This window comes from Enterobacter sp. MF024 (assembly GCF_005843915.1).
Classification (GTDB): domain Bacteria; phylum Pseudomonadota; class Gammaproteobacteria; order Enterobacterales; family Enterobacteriaceae; genus Enterobacter; species Enterobacter barmai.
Genome location: NZ_VCBB01000001.1, coordinates 1,059,753 through 1,078,390, shown reverse-complemented (window position 1 = coordinate 1,078,390; position 18,638 = coordinate 1,059,753). Strand labels below are relative to the sequence as shown.

14 protein-coding genes, 2 tRNA genes and 1 other RNA gene are annotated in these 18,638 nt (G+C 57.0%); 9 read left to right on the top strand and 8 right to left on the bottom strand.

Features of this window, described 5'->3' with window-relative positions; genetic code table 11:
- Positions 1 to 414 precede the first annotated feature (414 nt).
- The gene (locus FFB58_RS05220; protein WP_039030701.1) at positions 415 to 1,818 is read left to right on the top strand and encodes a YchO/YchP family invasin; all 1,404 of its coding nucleotides are present in this window, start codon (positions 415 to 417) and stop codon (positions 1,816 to 1,818) included.
- A gap of 2 nt (positions 1,819 to 1,820) precedes the next feature.
- Here the strand turns inward: FFB58_RS05220 and narL are convergent, their stop codons facing one another.
- Together narL and narX are read right to left on the bottom strand one after the other, a co-directional pair.
- Positions 1,821 to 2,471, bottom strand: a complete 651-nt coding sequence (gene narL, locus FFB58_RS05215; RefSeq protein WP_039030700.1) for a two-component system response regulator NarL — start codon at positions 2,469 to 2,471, stop codon at positions 1,821 to 1,823.
- Positions 2,464 to 4,260, bottom strand: a complete 1,797-nt coding sequence (narX, locus tag FFB58_RS05210; protein ID WP_138369223.1) for a nitrate/nitrite two-component system sensor histidine kinase NarX — start codon at positions 4,258 to 4,260, stop codon at positions 2,464 to 2,466. Before narX ends, narL begins: the two co-directional genes overlap by 8 nt.
- Before the next feature lie 309 nt (positions 4,261 to 4,569).
- Here narX and FFB58_RS05205 point away from each other — a divergent pair, with 309 nt between their 5' ends.
- The 5 genes from FFB58_RS05205 to narI all read left to right on the top strand — a co-directional run bounded on the left by FFB58_RS05205 (position 4,570) and on the right by narI (position 13,007).
- Entirely contained in the window at positions 4,570 to 5,964 is a 1,395-nt protein-coding gene (locus FFB58_RS05205) for a NarK family nitrate/nitrite MFS transporter (protein ID WP_138369222.1), read from the top strand.
- 383 nt (positions 5,965 to 6,347) lie between these two features.
- A complete protein-coding gene (locus tag FFB58_RS05200; protein ID WP_138369221.1) occupies positions 6,348 to 10,091 on the top strand; it encodes a nitrate reductase subunit alpha in 3,744 nt (1,247 codons plus the stop codon).
- Complete coding sequence (gene narH / locus FFB58_RS05195) at positions 10,088 to 11,623, top strand: nitrate reductase subunit beta (protein WP_039030696.1); 1,536 nt, start codon at positions 10,088 to 10,090, stop codon at positions 11,621 to 11,623. Before FFB58_RS05200 ends, narH begins: the two co-directional genes overlap by 4 nt.
- Positions 11,620 to 12,330: a nitrate reductase molybdenum cofactor assembly chaperone gene (gene narJ, locus FFB58_RS05190; RefSeq protein ID WP_138369220.1), complete on the top strand. Its 711-nt coding sequence runs from the start codon at positions 11,620 to 11,622 to the stop codon at positions 12,328 to 12,330. Before narH ends, narJ begins: the two co-directional genes overlap by 4 nt.
- A complete protein-coding gene (gene narI, locus FFB58_RS05185; RefSeq protein ID WP_039030694.1) occupies positions 12,330 to 13,007 on the top strand; it encodes a respiratory nitrate reductase subunit gamma in 678 nt (225 codons plus the stop codon). Before narJ ends, narI begins: the two co-directional genes overlap by 1 nt.
- On the opposite strand, the gene FFB58_RS05180 is transcribed toward narI, so the two are convergent.
- Positions 13,004 to 13,900: a DMT family transporter gene (locus FFB58_RS05180; protein ID WP_039030693.1), complete on the bottom strand. Its 897-nt coding sequence runs from the start codon at positions 13,898 to 13,900 to the stop codon at positions 13,004 to 13,006. The genes narI and FFB58_RS05180 overlap by 4 nt on opposite strands.
- 107 nt (positions 13,901 to 14,007) lie before the next feature.
- Here FFB58_RS05180 and FFB58_RS05175 point away from each other — a divergent pair, with 107 nt between their 5' ends.
- Positions 14,008 to 14,451, top strand: a complete 444-nt coding sequence (locus tag FFB58_RS05175) for an Lrp/AsnC family transcriptional regulator (RefSeq protein WP_039030692.1) — start codon at positions 14,008 to 14,010, stop codon at positions 14,449 to 14,451.
- A 156-nt stretch (positions 14,452 to 14,607) separates the two neighbouring features.
- On the opposite strand, the gene FFB58_RS05165 is transcribed toward FFB58_RS05175, so the two are convergent.
- From FFB58_RS05165 to FFB58_RS05145, 5 genes are all read right to left on the bottom strand, one after another.
- Positions 14,608 to 14,738: non-coding RNA, RtT sRNA (locus FFB58_RS05165), on the bottom strand.
- Between the two features lie 45 nt (positions 14,739 to 14,783).
- Positions 14,784 to 14,868, bottom strand: a tRNA-Tyr gene (locus tag FFB58_RS05160).
- 34 nt (positions 14,869 to 14,902) lie between these two features.
- Positions 14,903 to 14,987: transfer RNA gene (locus tag FFB58_RS05155), tRNA-Tyr, on the bottom strand.
- Positions 14,988 to 15,143: 156 nt separating this feature from the next.
- On the bottom strand, positions 15,144 to 15,986 hold the full coding sequence (gene purU, locus FFB58_RS05150) for a formyltetrahydrofolate deformylase (RefSeq protein ID WP_039030691.1): 843 nt from the start codon (positions 15,984 to 15,986) through the stop codon (positions 15,144 to 15,146).
- Positions 15,987 to 16,031: 45 nt separating this feature from the next.
- Positions 16,032 to 16,490 carry a YchJ family protein gene (locus tag FFB58_RS05145; RefSeq protein ID WP_072036690.1) on the bottom strand — a complete coding sequence of 153 codons (459 nt, stop codon included), beginning with the start codon at positions 16,488 to 16,490 and terminating at the stop codon, positions 16,032 to 16,034.
- Positions 16,491 to 16,605: 115 nt separating this feature from the next.
- Between FFB58_RS05145 and rssA the strand changes: the two genes are divergently transcribed.
- Both rssA and rssB read left to right on the top strand, forming a co-directional pair.
- Positions 16,606 to 17,505 carry a patatin-like phospholipase RssA gene (gene rssA / locus FFB58_RS05140; protein ID WP_039030689.1) on the top strand — a complete coding sequence of 300 codons (900 nt, stop codon included), beginning with the start codon at positions 16,606 to 16,608 and terminating at the stop codon, positions 17,503 to 17,505.
- Positions 17,506 to 17,597: 92 nt separating this feature from the next.
- Complete coding sequence (gene rssB / locus FFB58_RS05135; RefSeq protein WP_039030688.1) at positions 17,598 to 18,611, top strand: two-component system response regulator RssB; 1,014 nt, start codon at positions 17,598 to 17,600, stop codon at positions 18,609 to 18,611.
- The last annotated feature ends 27 nt before the right edge of the window (positions 18,612 to 18,638 follow it).

The following is an 18,638-nucleotide window of genomic DNA, read 5'->3' as shown; positions in this document are numbered from 1 at the left end:
GCTTATCAGGCCTACATGGGCAGACCGTAGGCCGGGTAAGCGCAGCGCCACCCGACAATCATGCACCGTACCCCTGTAGGCCGGGTAAGCGTCAGCGCCACCCGGCAATCATGCACCGTCCCCCCCAGGTCGGGTAAGCGCAGCGCCACCCGACAATCATGCACCGTACCCCCGTAGGTCGGGTAAGCGTCAGCGCCACCCGGCAATCATGCACCGTACCCCCGTAGGTCGGGTAAGCGTCAGCGCCACCCGGCAATCATGCACCGCGCCCCCGTAGGCCGGGTAAGCGCAGCGCCACCCGGCAACAAGACTTCAGGATATTCCTGAAATTTCCCTTTGGGCTGTCATTTTTCCTCAATCACGTTAAGGTATTAACTCTGTTTCCGACAACACAGGCTACCTTTTACGACGGTGATGGTTGTATCTCCCCGCATTCGTTCGCTGTTCCTCCTCCTCTGTTATGCCGGAGCCGTTCACGGTGCCCCGAATTCCTTCATCCATCAGGCGCAAAACCCGTTCGATAACAATGGCGACAGCCTGCCGGACTTAGGCATGGCGACCCCGACGGGAGAAGGCGAAAAGCATCTGGCGGAGATGGCGAAAGCGTTCGGCGAAGCCAGCATGACCGACAACGGCCTGACCACCGAGGAGCAGGCCCGGCAGTTTGCCTTGGGCCAGGTGCGGGAGGCCGTCAGCCAGGAGGTGAACCAGCACATTGAGTCATGGCTCTCGCCGTGGGGCAATGCCAGCGTCGATCTGCTGGTCAACGACGAAGGGCGCTTCACCGGGAGTAAAGGCAGCTGGTTTATCCCCTGGCAGGATAACAACCACTATCTTACCTGGAGTCAGCTTGGCCTGACCCAGCAGGAGGACGGACTGGTCAGCAATGCGGGCATCGGCCAGCGCTGGGTGGCGGGCAAATGGCTGCTTGGTTACAACACTTTTTACGACAATCTGCTCGATGAAAATCTCCAGCGCGCCGGGCTGGGCGCCGAAGCCTGGGGCGAATACCTGCGCCTGTCGGCTAACTACTATCAGCCGTTTGCCAGCTGGCGTGACAGCTCAGAGGTGCAGGAGCAGCGCATGGCGCGCGGATATGATGTCACCGCCAAAGCCTGGCTGCCGTTCTGGCATCACCTCAACACCAGCGTCAGCTTTGAACAATATTTTGGCGACAGCGTGGATCTGTTCCAGACCGGCACCGGATACCACAACCCGCTGGCGGTAAACCTTGGGCTGGATTACACCCCGGTGCCGCTGGTGACCTTTTCCGCCGGGCATAAGCAGGGGGAGAGCGGGGTGAGCCAGAACAACCTCGGCCTGAAGCTCAACTACCGCTTCGGGGTGCCGCTTAAAAAACAACTCTCCGCCGGCGAAGTGGCCGAAAGCCGATCCCTGCGCGGCAGCCGCTACGATCCGCCCGAGCGCCAGAATCTGCCGGTGCTGGAGTTCCGCCAGCGCAAAACCCTATCCGTCTGGCTGGCAACGCCGCCCTGGGATCTTAAGCCGGGTGAAACGGTGATGCTGAAGCTGGACATTCGCAGCCGTCACGGGGTGCGCTCGCTGCACTGGCAGGGGGATGTTCAGGCCCTGAGCCTGACCTCACCGGCGAAAGCCAGTGATACCGAGGGCTGGAGCATTATCCTGCCGGCGTGGGATAGCAGTGAAGGGGCGAGCAACCGCTGGCGGCTGTCGGTGGTGGTGGAAGATGAGGCGGGGCAGCGTGTCTCGTCCAATGAGATCACGCTTGCGCTGACGCAGCCGCTCCTGGCTCTGCCAGAGGACGATCCGCGCTGGACGCTGCTGCCGGACGAGTAAACTCAGAAAATACGTTCCTGATGCACCCACACCGCCGCTTCCACGCGAGACTTCAGCTTCATCTTCTTCAGCATATGTTTCACATGCACTTTGACCGTACTTTCGGTGATGTCCAGACGGCGGGCAATCATCTTGTTCGGCAGCCCCTGGGCAATCAGCTTCAGGATATCGCGCTCGCGCGGGGTCAGCTGGCTGACGTCGCGATCGGAGGTGGCGCGGTTGGCGCGCAGGCTGGCAGCCAGCACCGGGGTTAAGGCTTCGCTCAGCACCATATCGCCTGCTGCCGCCTGTTGCAGCGATTTCAGCAGCTCTTCCGGCTCCATATCCTTCAGCAGGTAGCCGTCGGCGCCGCGTTTCAGGGCGGTGACCACGTCCTCTTCATGGTTCGAGACGCTGAAGACCACCACGCGTCCGGAGAGGGATTTTTCCCGCAGCTTATCCAGGGTTTCGAGGCCGTTCATGCCGGGCATGTTCAGGTCGAGGAGGATCAAATCAGGATCGAGGGCCTCGGCCAGTTCAATACCTTGTTCCCCGTTGCTGGCTTCGCCCACGACGGTAATATCCGACGCCATGCTGATAAGTTGTTTAACACCGGTGCGCAGCATCGGATGGTCGTCGATCAGCAGGATTGTAGCGGGCTCCTGATTAGACATGATGTTCTCCTTGAGCAGTGAAAAGAGGCTTTTCGGGAATAAAGGTGACGATGACGTCAGTTCCGCCAGATTCGCCGGGGCGGACCTGACAATCTCCACGCAGGCTTTGTGCGCGGTCACGCATAATAATCAGACCATAATGGTTACTTCTTTCGGCGTTCTCCGGGAGCCCGCAGCCGTTGTCACGGACCACCAGTCTGACCTGGTTGTCATGCTGGCTCACGGTGAGCGAGACCGCTGTCGCCCCGGAATGTTTCAGCGCGTTGCTCAATGCTTCCCGGGCGATCTGCAGCAGATGAATGGCCTGGTGCGACGGCACAAAACGTGGCGGCAGCTGGTAATCCAGCGAGACGGTAAAGCCGAGGCGGGCGCTGAACTCCTGGCAGCTGGCTTCCAGCGCCGGACGCAGCCCGGGCTCCGTCAGCTGCAGGCGGAAGGTGGTCAGCAGTTCACGCAGCTGCACCCAGGAGGTGTTCAGCTCGTTGCGGATCTGGCTCAGCAGCTGTTTGCTGCTCTCCGGCAGGTCCGTGTCCTGCATCTGCAGACAGCTGACCTGCATCTTCATGCAGGAGAGCGACTGGGCGATAGAGTCGTGCAGCTCCCGGGCGATGGTGGCGCGCTCTTCCATCACAATCAGCTGCTGCTGTTTTTCCTGATGACGGTCGAGGGCCAGGGTCGCGGTCAGCTGCTCTACCAGCGTATCGACCAGCTGCTGCTGATCGTGGCTGAGATGGCGTCCGGCGGGGAGCGTCGCCAGTAAAATACCGTACTGCGTCAGGTTGTCCGCCAGGCGCCACTTCAGGGTGGTGCCGCTGGTGGTCAGCGGCGGCAGGCCGCGCGGGCAGAGGCGACAGCCAATTTCATCGCAGCTGGCATCGGACTGACATGTAAATTCCTGATGGTTATCTTCGTCTTCCAGGTCATAGACGCGTAATTCGATGTCGTGCAGCAGGGTCAGATTCTGCAACCCGTTAAGCACCGGCGAAAGACGTTCGCACAGCGGCACCTGGGAGTGCAGGCGGCGGTTGGCCTGCCAGAGGAAGGAGAGGATCTCGTTTTTCTGCTCCAGCCCGGCGGTTTTTTCGCGAACCCGCTGCTCCAGCACTGCATAGCTTTCCGCCAGCTCGCCGGACATGGTGTTCAGCGCCTCGCCGAGCATGGCCATTTCGTTGCGCCCGTTGATGTGCGCGCGTTGGGTAAAATCACGCTGGGTAACAGCGCGGGCCATCGCCAGCAGCTGCCGCCAGGGGTGCAGCAGCCGGGCGCGCAGCCAGAGGATGGTGAACACCAGCAGCAGGCCCATAAAGACCGCCATCAGCTGCTGCATCAGCACCACCCGTTCAATACGCAGCTCGGTGCTGTGGTCGAACGCCGAGACCAGATTATCCAGACGGCTGACAAAACCGGATACGTCTGCGGCTACCGCATCCGGGTTACGCGCCTGACGCAGCCCGGGCGCCAGCTGGGTATGCCAGTAGGTCTGCAGGGCCTTCAGCTGGGCCTGCTGATTATCCCGACGCGCAGCGAGCTCCAGCTCAGGGCTGAACGCCGTGGCTTCCATTTCGTCGAGTAATGCCCGATCTTTGTCTTCCAGCGGGATTGCCGCCAGCAGGCGGTAGCTCTGCATGCGCAGCGAACCGGCCTTATTAATGGCGTGCGCGCTGCCCTGTACGCCCTGCACCAGCCAGCCGGAGATCGCCATCCCTGTCACCCCGATGGCGGTAGACAGCATGACAATCAGCACCAGCTGGTTAACCAGCGTTAAGGGTGAAAAACAGCGTTTAAACATAGGGCAGTCTGGCTCCTGACAATGCCTGGACTCGGCAAGGGCTCTATTCTCAGGCAACCCCTGGAGTATACCCATACCCCAAAAGGATTACCTACTAATTGCCATTGAAGGGGTGAATGGGAGGAGAGGGGGCATCGGGGGTAGCAGCGCCGTGAAAAACCACACCTTTTTTAGCGAAAAACGCTACTCACTTTGGAGGATGGCGAATTTCGGGCCAGAAATTTGCTTACCTTCCCATTGATTTATATCAACTTCCCGCCAGCTTAAAACCCTGATCTTTGTAGCATCTTTTAAGAATCAGAGGTGTCTATGAGTCACTCAACTATCCCCGAAAGGGATTCTGGCGCAGTCATTACCGAGTGGCGTCCGGAAGATCCGGCGTTCTGGCAACAGCGGGGCCAACGTGTAGCAAGTCGTAATCTGTGGATTTCCGTTCCCTGCCTGCTGCTGGCGTTCTGCGTCTGGATGTTGTTCAGCGCCGTCGCCGTCAACCTGCCGAAAGTGGGCTTCACGTTTACCACCGACCAGCTGTTTATGTTAACCGCACTGCCTGCGCTCTCCGGCGCGCTGCTGCGTGTTCCTTACGCCTTTATGGTGCCGCTTTTCGGTGGTCGCCGCTGGACCGCGTTCAGTACCGGGATCATGATCATCCCGTGCGTGTGGCTGGGCTTTGCGGTACAGGATACCTCTACGCCATTCAGCACCTTCGTGATTATCTCTCTGCTGTGCGGCTTTGCGGGTGCGAACTTCGCCTCCAGCATGGCGAACATCAGCTTCTTCTTCCCTAAACAGAAGCAGGGCGGGGCGCTGGGGATCAACGGCGGCCTGGGCAACATGGGGGTCAGCGTCATGCAGCTGATCGCACCGCTGGCGATCTCGGTCGGTATCTTTGCCGCCTTCGGTGGCGCAGGCGTTGAGCAGGCCGATGGCTCTTATTTGTTCCTGCAGAACGCCGCGTGGATCTGGGTGCCTTTCCTGGTGATCTTCACCCTGGCGGCCTGGTTTGGCATGAACGATCTGGCGGCCTCGAAAGCCTCCCTGAGCGAACAGCTGCCGGTGCTTAAGCGTGCCCATCTGTGGATCATGGCGCTGCTCTATCTGGCCACGTTCGGCTCGTTCATCGGCTTCTCCGCCGGGTTCGCAATGCTGTCGAAAACCCAGTTCCCGGATGTGCAGATCCTGCACTACGCCTTCTTCGGTCCGTTCATTGGCGCGCTGGCACGTTCTACCGGCGGGATGATCTCCGACCGTCTGGGTGGCACCCGCGTCACGCTGGTGAACTTTGTGGTGATGGCTCTCTTCTGTGCGCTGCTGTTCATGACCCTGCCGGTTAACGGCGCGGGCGGCAACTTCGGTGCCTTCTTCGCGGTGTTTATGGTCCTGTTCCTGACCGCCGGGCTGGGTAGCGCCTCTACCTTCCAGATGATTTCGGTGATCTTCCGTAAACTGACGATGGATCGCGTTAAAGCGCAGGGCGGCTCTGAGGAGCAGGCAATGCGTGAAGCGGCCACCGATACCGCAGCCGCACTGGGCTTTATCTCAGCAATCGGCGCCATTGGCGGGTTCTTCATCCCGAAAGCCTTTGGTATCTCTCTGGACCTGACCGGCTCACCGGCGGGCGCCATGAAAGTGTTCCTGATTTTCTATATCGTCTGCGTGTTTGTCACCTGGCTGGTATACGGACGGAATTCTAATAAAAAGTAAGTAAGTTTGATTATCCGTTTGCGCGGCCTGAGGCCGCGCTTTTTTTACGCTACGTTTAGTTACAACATACTTTACACCCGGAACCGCTGTCAGCCCGCAGCTACTGTGATCGCCATCGCTAAACAGGATGGCCTACCCCTTAATACCACCGGGGATAAATGCCCAGTGCTGTTTTGTACGATAAATAAATAATAATCATATAAAACAATATATTACATTGTTTACTTTTGTACCGCTTTAGTGGTAGCTGAAAATTTACCGCGCTGAACATCCCCCATCCCCCTTGATCGTTATCAATTCTCCTCCTCTTTCAGAGCGTTACCTTCGCAGCAAATCAGCAATGTCGATTTAGAGAGCCACAGGCTCCACACAGGAGATACCCGATGAGCAAATTTTTGGACCGGTTTCGCTACTTCAAACAGAAGGGTGAAACTTTTGCCGATGGGCACGGCCAGGTTCTGGAGACTAACCGGGACTGGGAAGACGGTTACCGTCAGCGTTGGCAACATGACAAAGTGGTGCGTTCTACCCACGGCGTAAACTGCACCGGCTCCTGCAGCTGGAAGATTTTCGTCAAAAATGGTCTGGTGACCTGGGAAATGCAGCAGACCGACTACCCACGCACCCGCCCGGATATGCCAAACCACGAACCGCGTGGCTGCCCACGTGGCGCCAGCTACTCCTGGTATCTGTACAGCGCTAACCGCCTGAAATATCCGCTGATGCGTAAACGCCTTATGAAGATGTGGCGTGAAGCGAAAGCGCAGCACAGCGATCCGGTGCTGGCCTGGGCCTCTATTATCGAAGACGCCGACAAAGCGAAGAGCTTCAAACAGGCCCGCGGACGCGGTGGCTTTGTGCGCTCCTCCTGGCAGGAAGTGAACGAGCTGATTGCCGCTTCCAACGTCTACACCGTTAAAACCTACGGCCCGGACCGTGTGGCGGGCTTCTCGCCAATCCCGGCGATGTCGATGGTCTCCTATGCCTCTGGCGCACGCTATCTTTCCCTGATCGGCGGGACCTGCCTGAGCTTCTACGATTGGTACTGCGACCTGCCGCCTGCCTCTCCGCAGACCTGGGGTGAGCAGACCGACGTGCCGGAATCCGCAGACTGGTACAACTCCAGCTACATCATCGCCTGGGGCTCCAACGTTCCGCAGACCCGTACCCCGGACGCCCACTTCTTTACCGAAGTGCGTTACAAAGGTACCAAAACCGTCGCCGTTACCCCGGACTACGCCGAAATCGCCAAGCTGTGCGACCTGTGGCTGGCCCCGAAACAGGGTACCGATGCCGCGATGGCGCTGGCGATGGGCCACGTCATGCTGCGTGAGTTCCACCTCGACAAGCCAAGCCAGTACTTCACCGACTACGTGCGCAAGTACACCGACATGCCAATGCTGGTGATGCTGGAAGAGCGCGACGGTTACTACGCCGCAGGCCGTATGCTGCGTGCCGCCGACCTGGTGGATGCGCTGGGCCAGGAAAATAACCCGGAGTGGAAAACCGTTGCCTGCACCAGCAATGGCGACATGATTGCCCCTAACGGCTCCATCGGTTTCCGCTGGGGTGAGAAGGGCAAATGGAACCTCGAGCAGCGTAACGGCAAGACCGGTGAAGAGACCGAACTGCGCCTCAGCATGCTGGGCAGCCAGGACGAGATCGCCGATGTCGGCTTCCCGTACTTTGGCGGCGAAGGATCTGAACACTTCAACAAGGTTGAGCTGCAAAACGTCCTGATGCACAAACTGCCGGTGAAACGCCTGCAGCTGGCCGACGGCTCTACCGCGTTAGTCACCACCGTTTATGACCTGACCATGGCCAACTACGGTCTGGAGCGCGGTCTTGGTGACGAAAACTGCGCTTCCGGCTATGACGACGTAAAAGCCTACACCCCGGCCTGGGCCGAGCAGATCACCGGCGTACCGCGGGCGCAGATCGTCCGTACCGCGCGTGAGTTTGCTGATAACGCCGATAAGACTCATGGTCGTTCAATGATCATCGTCGGTGCCGGCCTGAACCACTGGTATCACCTCGATATGAACTATCGCGGGCTGATCAACATGCTGATCTTCTGCGGCTGCGTCGGTCAGAGCGGCGGCGGCTGGGCACACTACGTGGGCCAGGAAAAACTGCGTCCGCAGACCGGCTGGCAGCCGCTGGCGTTTGCCCTTGACTGGCAGCGTCCGGCGCGTCACATGAACAGCACCTCTTACTTCTATAACCACTCCAGCCAGTGGCGCTACGAAACGGTTACCGCCCAGGAGCTGCTGTCGCCGATGGCGGACAAATCCCGCTACAGCGGCCACTTAATCGACTTCAACGTCCGTGCTGAGCGCATGGGCTGGCTGCCGTCTGCGCCACAGCTGGGGACCAACCCGCTGCGCATTGCAGAGGAAGCGAAGAAAGCCGGCATGACGCCAGCGGAGTACACCGTTAAATCCCTGAAAGAGGGCTCTATCCGTTTCGCCGCTGAGCAGCCGGAAAACGGTAAAAACCATCCGCGTAACCTGTTCATCTGGCGCTCCAACCTGCTGGGCTCGTCCGGTAAAGGCCACGAGTACATGCTGAAATACCTGCTCGGTACTGAAAACGGTATCCAGGGGAAAGATCTCGGCAAGCAGGGCGGCGTGAAGCCTGAAGAGGTGGAGTGGAAAGACAACGGTCTCGACGGCAAACTGGATCTGGTGGTGACCCTGGACTTCCGTCTGTCCAGCACCTGCCTGTACTCCGATATCGTGCTGCCAACCGCTACCTGGTATGAAAAAGACGACATGAATACCTCGGATATGCATCCGTTTATTCATCCGCTGTCTGCTGCGGTTGACCCTGCATGGGAATCCAAAAGCGACTGGGATATCTACAAAGATATCGCGAAGAAATTCTCCGAAGTGTGCGTAGGGCACCTGGGCAAAGAGACCGACGTGGTCACCCTGCCAATCCAGCACGACTCTGCCGCCGAACTGGCGCAGCCGCTGGACGTCAAGGACTGGAAAAAAGGCGAGTGCGACCTGATCCCGGGCGTGACTGCACCGCACATTATTCCGGTGGAACGTGATTACCCGGCGACCTACGAGCGCTTTACCTCTATCGGCCCGCTGATGGAGAACATCGGTAACGGCGGCAAGGGCATTGCCTGGAATACCCAGAGCGAAATGGATCTGCTGCGTAAGCTCAATTACACCAAAGCGGACGGCCCGGCCAAAGGCCAGCCAATGCTGAACACGGCGATTGATGCGGCAGAGATGATCCTCACCCTGGCCCCGGAAACCAACGGTCAGGTGTCGGTGAAAGCCTGGGCGGCGCTGAGCGAGTTTACCGGTCGCGACCATACCCATCTGGCGCTGAACAAAGAAGACGAGAAGATCCGCTTCCGCGATATTCAGGCGCAGCCGCGCAAAATCATCTCCAGCCCGACCTGGTCTGGTCTGGAAGATGAGCACGTCTCTTATAACGCCGGTTACACCAACGTTCACGAGCTGATCCCATGGCGTACCCTGTCCGGCCGTCAGTCCCTGTATCAGGATCATCAGTGGATGCGTGACTTCGGTGAGAGCCTGCTGGTCTACCGTCCGCCGATTGATACCCGCTCCGTGAAAGCCGTGATGGGTGCGAAATCCAACGGCAACCCGGAGAAGGCGCTGAACTTCCTGACGCCGCACCAGAAGTGGGGTATCCACTCCACCTACAGCGACAACCTGCTGATGCTGACCCTGTCGCGCGGCGGCCCGATTGTCTGGATGAGTGAAGCGGATGCCAAAGATCTGGGCATTGAAGATAACGACTGGATCGAAGTGTTCAACAGCAACGGCGCGCTGACCGCCCGTGCGGTGGTGAGCCAGCGTGTACCGGCCGGGATGACCATGATGTACCACGCCCAGGAACGTATCGTGAACCTGCCGGGTTCTGAGATAACGGAACAGCGCGGCGGTATTCATAACTCCGTGACCCGTATTACGCCAAAACCGACCCATATGATCGGCGGCTATGCGCAGCTGGCCTACGGCTTTAACTACTACGGCACCGTAGGATCGAACCGCGATGAGTTCGTGGTGGTACGTAAGATGAAGAACATTAACTGGTTAGATGGCGAAGGTAATGACCAGGTACAGGAGAGCGTAAAATGAAAATTCGTTCACAAGTCGGCATGGTGCTGAATCTGGATAAATGCATCGGCTGTCATACCTGCTCAGTCACCTGTAAAAACGTCTGGACCAGCCGCGAAGGTATGGAGTACGCCTGGTTCAACAATGTGGAAAGCAAGCCGGGCACCGGCTTCCCGACTGACTGGGAAAACCAGGAGAAATGGAAGGGCGGCTGGATCCGTAAAATCAACGGCAAGCTGGTGCCGCGCATGGGTAACAAAGCGCTGCTGCTGGGTAAGATCTTCGCTAACCCGCACCTGCCGGGCATCGATGACTACTACGAGCCGTTTGACTTCGATTACCAGAACCTGCACAACGCCCCGGAAGGTAAACACCAGCCGATCGCCCGTCCACGCTCGCTGATCACCGGTCAGCGCATGGACAAGATCACCAGCGGGCCCAACTGGGAAGAGATTCTGGGCGGCGAGTTCGAAAAGCGCGCCAAAGACCAGAACTTCGAAAACATGCAGAAGGCGATGTACGGCCAGTTCGAAAACACCTTCATGATGTATCTGCCGCGCCTGTGCGAACACTGCCTCAACCCGGCCTGTGTCGCCACCTGTCCGAGCGGTGCCATCTACAAGCGTGAAGAAGACGGTATCGTGCTGATCGACCAGGACAAATGCCGTGGCTGGCGTATGTGCATCACCGGCTGCCCGTACAAAAAAATCTACTTCAACTGGAAGAGCGGCAAGTCCGAGAAGTGCATCTTCTGTTATCCGCGTATCGAAGCCGGGATGCCAACCGTCTGCTCTGAAAGCTGCGTAGGCCGTATCCGTTACCTCGGCGTGCTGCTGTATGACGCAGATGCCATTGAAAACGCGGCGAGCACCGAGAACGAGAAAGATCTGTACCAGCGACAGCTGGACGTGTTCCTCGATCCGAACGATCCAAAAGTGATCGCCCAGGCGCTGAAAGACGGCATTCCGCAGAGCGTGATTGACGCCGCGCAGCAGTCGCCAGTGTACAAAATGGCGATGGACTGGAAGCTGGCCCTGCCGCTGCATCCGGAATACCGCACGCTGCCGATGGTCTGGTATGTGCCGCCTCTGTCTCCGATTCAGTCTGCGGCTGATGCGGGCGAGCTGGGCAGCAACGGCATTCTGCCGGATGTCGAAAGCCTGCGTATCCCGGTTCAGTATCTGGCGAACCTGCTTACCGCGGGTGACACCCAGCCGGTACTGCTGGCGCTGAAACGTATGCTGGCGATGCGCCACTTCAAACGTGCGGAAACCGTTGACGGCGTCATCGACACCCGCGCGCTGGAAGAGGTGGGCTTAAGCGAAGCTCAGGCTCAGGAGATGTACCGCTATCTGGCGATTGCCAACTACGAAGATCGTTTCGTGGTACCCAGCAGCCACCGTGAGCTGGCCCGTGAAGCCTTCCCGGAAAAAAGCGGGTGTGGCTTTACCTTCGGCGACGGTTGCCACGGTTCAGACAACAAATTCAACCTGTTTAACAGCCGTCGCATCGACGCGATGGATGTGACCAGCAAAACGGAGCCGCACCAATGATTGAACTCGTCATTGTTTCGCGTCTGCTCGAGTACCCGGATGCGGCCCTGGCGCAGCATCAACAGGAACTCTTTGATGCACTCGCGTCATCGGAAAACCTGGACAAAGAGGATGCCCAGACCCTGGGCGTTTTCCTCCGCGATCTGCTCTCCCGGGATCTGCTGGACGTGCAGTCTGACTACAGCCAGCTGTTCGACCGCGGCCGCGCCACTTCGCTGCTGCTGTTTGAACACGTTCACGGTGAATCCCGTGACCGGGGTCAGGCGATGGTCGACTTGATGTCGCAGTACGAGCAGCACGGCCTGCATCTCGACAGCCGCGAGCTGCCGGATCACCTGCCGCTGTACCTGGAGTATCTGGCGCAGCTGCCGAAAGAAGAGGCGCTGGGCGGCCTGCACGATATCGCCCCGATTCTGGCGTTACTGAGCGCGCGTCTGCAGCAGCGTGAAAGCCGCTACGCGGTGCTGTTCGATCTGCTGGTGAAACTGGCAAACGCCTCGGTCGACAGTGAAAAAGTGGCGGAAAAAATCGCCGATGAAGCGCGCGATGATACCCCACAGGCGCTGGATGCGGTCTGGGAAGAAGAGCAGGTGAAATTCTTTGCTGACCAGAGTTGCGGTGAGTCGGAGATCGCCGCTCACCAGCGTCGTTTTGCCGGTGCCGTTGCCCCGCAATATTTGAATATCTCTAACGGAGGACAGCAATAATGCACTTCCTGAATATGTTCTTCTTCGATATCTATCCGTATATTGCGGGTTCGGTATTTCTGATTGGTAGCTGGCTGCGTTATGACTACGGTCAGTACACCTGGCGCGCCGCGTCCAGTCAGATGCTGGATCGCAAAGGGATGAACCTGGCGTCGAACCTGTTCCATATCGGTATTCTGGGCATCTTTGCCGGTCACTTCCTCGGGATGCTGACCCCGCACTGGATGTATGAATCCTTCCTGCCGATGGACGTGAAGCAGAAGATGGCGATGATTGCCGGGGGCGCCTGCGGCGTGATGACCCTGGTCGGCGGCCTGCTGCTGCTGAAGCGTCGTCTGTTCAGTCCACGCGTTCGCGCCACCACCACCGGGGCGGATATCCTGATCCTCTCCCTGCTGATGGTGCAGTGTGCGTTGGGTCTGCTGACCATTCCGTTCTCTGCGCAGCACATGGACGGCAGCGAAATGCTGAAGCTGGTGGGTTGGGCACAGTCGGTGGTGACCTTCCACGGCGGGGCGTCTGAGCATCTGGACGGCGTGGCGTTTGTCTTCCGCGTCCACCTGGTGCTGGGCATGACCCTGTTCCTGCTGTTCCCGTTCTCCCGTCTGGTGCATATCTGGAGCGCGCCGGTAGAGTACCTGACGCGCAGATATCAGATTGTGCGTGCCCGTCGCTAATCAGCCGTTTTAATCTGAACCCCGCACTCGCGGGGTTTTTTTTCGCCCCAGCCGAGATTATTCCCCGCCGCAGCAAACAGGATCAGCGCCCCACCGGCCAGTTGGGTGAGATTCAGCGCATGGCCAAACACCAGATTATCGACAATCAATGCCACAACCGGATAGATAAACGACAGCGAACCGGTGATGGGGGTAGGGAGTTTCTGAATGGCGCTGTAGAGCAGTTGATACATCACCCCCGTGTGCACAATCCCCAGCGTGAGTAAAATCGCCCAAGGAAAATCGCCGGAGAAAGTTGGCATAGTTGCCAGTGGCAGGAGCATCACCACCCCGGTTAAAACCTGAATAAAGGCGATATGCTGCGGCGCGATAGTTTTTAATTTGCGCGTGATGATGGCGGTCAGGGCATAGAAAAAGGCTGCGCCCAGCGCGAGGGCGATCCCCGCGAGCCATTGTGCGTTATGCCCGCCGGTCAGTTCGCTGGAGAGCAGTATCACCACGCCGCCAAAGGCGAGGAACAGCCAGCCCCATTTCACCAGGCTCACCCGTTCACCCATCAACATGCCCATCAGCACCAGCATAAAGGGCTGGGTGTTATAAACCACCGTTGAAAGCCCGATTGAGATACGGTCGAAGGCGGCAAACAGCAGTAGCCAGTTAATGACCAGCGCAACGCCGCCGAGCACGGCCAGCCCCAGAGTGACTTTAGTTAAGGGGCTGAAAGGGTGTTTACTGAAACGAATAAAGAGAAACAGCGCAATGGCACCGATCAGGCAGCGCCAGAACACTACTTCGGTCACCGGTAAACCGGAAAGCAAAACAAACGCGCCGATGGAGCCGGATATCAGCATCGCCAGGCTCATTTGCCAGACGCCTTTTTGAATGTCACTCATCACACACCTCCTGATTAATGCCTTTATTGTTAAAAAATTGTGTCTGGTTTTACAGTGCTGAAGTAAGGTAAGAGTCAGGATTTGCTTTTATAAATTAGGTAAATGCTATGGATTACGTTATTGATGAGATCGACCGCCATATTCTGCGCTGTCTGGTAGAGGACGCGCGTATGTCGCTGAAGGTGTTGAGCGCCCGGGTTGGACTCACGTCACCCAGTACGGCGGAGCGTTTAAAAAGGCTGGAGGAGCGGGGGATTGTTCAGGGGTACGGTGCCCGGGTAAACCTGGCTGCGCTGGGGTATACGCTGCAGGCGCTGGTCCGCGTGCGGCCGTTGCCGGGGTTATTGCATAAGGTGGATAAATACATCCAGCAGATGCCCGAATGTATTGAGAGCGACAAAGTGACCGGCGAAGACTGCTTTGTTATCAGGCTGGTGGTGCGTTCGATTGAACAGCTGGATACGTTGCTGGATGGGCTGGCAGAACACGCGCAGTGCAATACGTCTATTGTGAAGAGTTCACCGGTAACGCGCCGGTTGCCGCCGGTGTAGTGTTTTTTGCCGGGTGGCGGCTGCGCCTTACCCGGCCTACGGATACGGTGCGGTGTTGTCGTTTTGTAGCCCCGGTAAGCGCAGCGCCACCGGGGAATACAGGTGCGCGGGAGTTGGATAATAATGAAGGTTTTGTTTTTATGATGAAGGAAGTGATGGTGGTGGGGGAAGGATTACTCGGCGCGTTGCGCCTCGCTCTTCGGGTCGTTGCCTGCGGCAACGCTTTCTCGCTGCGCTCGAATCGAACCTTAGTCGAAGCTTCTCATCCTTCCCTGCATCGGAAGAATATAGAACATGGTGCAAATATGCGGTTTCGAGCGATTCAGGAGAGATGGTGGTGGGGGAAGGATTCGAACCTTCGAAGTCGATGACGGCAGATTTACAGTCTGCTCCCTTTGGCCGCTCGGGAACCCCACCAGGGGTAATTCAAATTTTGAGGTAAAGCAAGAGATGGTGGTGGGGGAAGGATTCGAACCTTCGAAGTCGATGACGGCAGATTTACAGTCTGCTCCCTTTGGCCGCTCGGGAACCCCACCACGGGGTAATGCTTTTACTGGCCTGCTTCCTTGTGGGAAGCGGGGCGCATCATATCAAATGACGCGCCCCTGTAAAGACTTCCTTTGCTAAATTGAATCGTTTGCCTGATTTTTACGCATAAAGACGTAAAGCTAATCAATTCATTTTATAAAGGATTAAAGAATAATCGTTCTGTTACCGTACACGAAGACACGCTGAGCCAGCACCTGATACAGCGCGCGGCTTAATACATTTTTTTCGACGTCGCGGCCGGCACGCATCATATCTTCCGCCGTGTAGGTGTGATCGACATGAATCACGTCCTGCATGATGATTGGACCTTCATCCAGATTGTCATTCACGTAGTGGGCCGTTGCGCCGATGATTTTCACGCCGCGCTCGTACGCCTGGTGATAAGGACGCGCGCCAATAAACGCCGGCAGGAACGAGTGGTGAATATTGATAATCTTGTTCGGGAAGCGGGCAACAAATGACGGCGTCAGAACGCGCATGTATTTCGCCAGCACCACGTAGTCCGGATCATGCGCTTCAATGGCCTGAGCCATTAAATTGTCATGCTCTTCGCGGGTATGGCCTTCATGGCTGACCAGCTCAAACGGAATATCAAAACGCTCAACCAGAGTACGCAGCGTCTCGTGGTTGCCAATGACCGCAGCGATCTCCACGTCCAGCCCGCCATAGTTGGCTTTCATCAGCAGGTCGCCCAGGCAATGCGCCTCTTTGGTGACCAGGATAACCACGCGGCGACGGCCGGCAGGAGTCAGTTCACGTACCGAACCTTCCGGCAGGGCGCCGTCCAGATCGGCAAGCAGCGTCGCGTCATTGAAAATCCCTTCCAGCTCGGTACGCATAAAGAAGCGGCCGGTACGGTGATCAACAAACTCGTTGTTCTGCACGATATTCAGTTCATGCTTGTAGCAAATATTGGTGATACGGGCGATCAGCCCTTTCTGGTCGGGACAAATGGTGCGCAGCACTTTGCGTTGTGTTGATTGCATTGCCGGAAAATCCTTAAGTGTTTGCTGAAATGGTGTCGTCAGGCCTTACTGGCCGCAACACTTTTTAAATTTTTTACCTGAACCACAGGGGCAGGGGTCATTACGACCGAACTGTGGACGCGTACCGTCAATATAGTACCACTGTCCGCCCTCCTTTAAGAAACGCGAGCGTTCGATGATGGCACCCGCTTTGCCTTGTTCGGTAAAGCGCGCGACAAAACTGACGAACCCCTCGTTTTCATCCCGGCCTGCTGCCGTTTCGTACTGAGTCAGGCCGAGCCACTGCGTATTTGCAAATCCGGCCTCGATCTCCTGACGAAAATCAGTAGCATGGCAGGATGGATGCCAGGTCCTGATCAGGTAGTCTGCGTCCCGCGTCACAAAAGCGGCATATCGGGAGCGCATAAGTGATGCCGGGTCCGGTGCAACCTGTTCACCAGTAAGATATCGCTGGCAACATAGGCTATAATCGAGAGCGCTACCGCAGGGACAGAGTTGAGACACGATTCTCTTCCTGAAATTAAAATATGAATGGCTGACAACGCCAGGGTGGCACTATGTTAACTGAGCGTGTGCAATGACGCTATGCCAGGAATCCAGGGGACGTTAAACAGGGCTAATGAGAAAAGTAAAAATTGGACTGGCGTTGGGCTCAGGTGCAGCCCGGGGCTGGTCGCATATTGGCGTGATCAACGCCTTACAACGTTTAGGTATCGAAATTGATATTGTTGCAGGCTGTTCAATAGGTTCACTGGTGGGGGCCGCCTACTCGTGTGGCAAGCTCCCGGAGCTGGAAACCTGGGTTCGTTCCTTTAGCTACTGGGACGTCCTGCGCCTGATGGATCTCTCCTGGCAACGTGGCGGGTTATTACGCGGTGAGCGCGTCTTTAACCGTTTTCGCCAGGTCATGCCCCTGACCGAATTCTCAAGCTGTCAGATGCCTTTCGGTGCGGTAGCTACCAATCTCAGCACCGGCAGGGAAATCTGGTTCACCGAAGGCGATCTTCATCTTGCCGTACGTGCCTCCTGCAGTATGCCTGGCCTGATGGCGCCGGTTCCGCATAATGGCTACTGGCTGGTTGACGGCGGCGTTGTTAATCCGGTGCCCATTTCACTGACCCGCGCGATGGGGGCCGATATCGTCATTGCCGTCGACCTCCAGCATGATGCCCACCTGATGCAGCAGGATCTTATGCCGGTCAATACCCATACTGATGAGGGCGCGCCAGAAGATCTCGCCTGGCATAAACGCCTGCGAGGACGCTTCACGCGGACCACCCGTAAGCTGGTCACTGCGCCTACCGCCATGGAAATCATGACGACGTCAATTCAGGTGCTGGAAAATCGCCTGAAGCGCAATCGAATGGCGGGAGATCCGCCGGATATATTGATCCAACCTTTTTGTCCACAAATTTCAACGCTCGATTTCCATCGTGCAGAGGCAGCCATTACCGCAGGCGCGCAGGCAGTCGAAAAGAAAATGGATGAATTATTACCTTTAGTGCGGGCAACAGCCTGAGCACGTTTTTTTTGATTACTTCAGCAAAATCTGACAGGCGATAGTACCGATAGCATGCCACTATTTATCTATTGTCAGCGCCGGGAGAGACCATGACACAACCACTAGCCGGAAAACAAATTCTGATAGTTGAAGACGAGCCTGTTTTCCGCTCTTTACTGGATTCATGGCTATCATCGCTGGGGGCGACCACTGCGCTTGCAGCTGATGGGATCGACGCTCTGGAAATAATGGTAGGGCTTAAGCCCGATTTGATGATTTGCGACATCGCCATGCCGCGTATGAATGGCCTGAAGCTGGTGGAGCATCTGCGTAACGCAGGTAACCAGCTTCCAATTCTGGTTATTTCCGCGACGGAAAATATGGCCGATATCGCAAAAGCGTTACGTCTTGGAGTCCAGGATGTATTGCTTAAGCCGGTAAAAGATCTCAATCGCCTGCGTGAAACCGTGCTCGCCTGCCTCTATCCCAATATGTTCAATTCGCGCGTTGAAGAAGAAGAGCGACTTTTTCAGGACTGGGATGCGCTGGTCAATAACCCATCTGCGGCAGCAAAGCTGTTACAGGAACTTCAGCCGCCAGTGCAACAGACCATCTCCGGGTGCAAGGTGAATTACCGCCAGCTGATGGCGGCCGATCAACCAGGTCTGGTGCTGGATATCGCGCCGTTGTCTGAAAACGATCTGGCATTTTATTGTCTGGACGTCACCCGGGCAGGCGATAATGGCGTGCTGGCGGCGTTATTATTGCGGGCATTATTTAATGGCCTGCTCCAGGAACAACTTTCTCACCAGGGGCAGCGTCTGCCTGAGTTAGGTAGCTTGTTGAAACAGGTTAACCAGCTGCTGCGACAAGCCAGTCTGCCTGGTCAATTTCCTTTACTGGTCGGTTATTACCACAGCGGCCTGAAAAATTTGATTCTGGTGTCTGCCGGACTTAATGCCACGCTTAATACAGGTGAGCATCATATTCAGGTCAGTAACGGCGTTCCGTTAGGCACGTTAGGTAATACTTATCTTAATCAAATAAGCCATCGCTGCACCTCATGGCAATGCCAAATTTGGGGGACAGGGGGACGGTTGCGCTTAATGTTGTCCACAGAATAGTCAGTTGAATTTTAAACGGTAGATAGC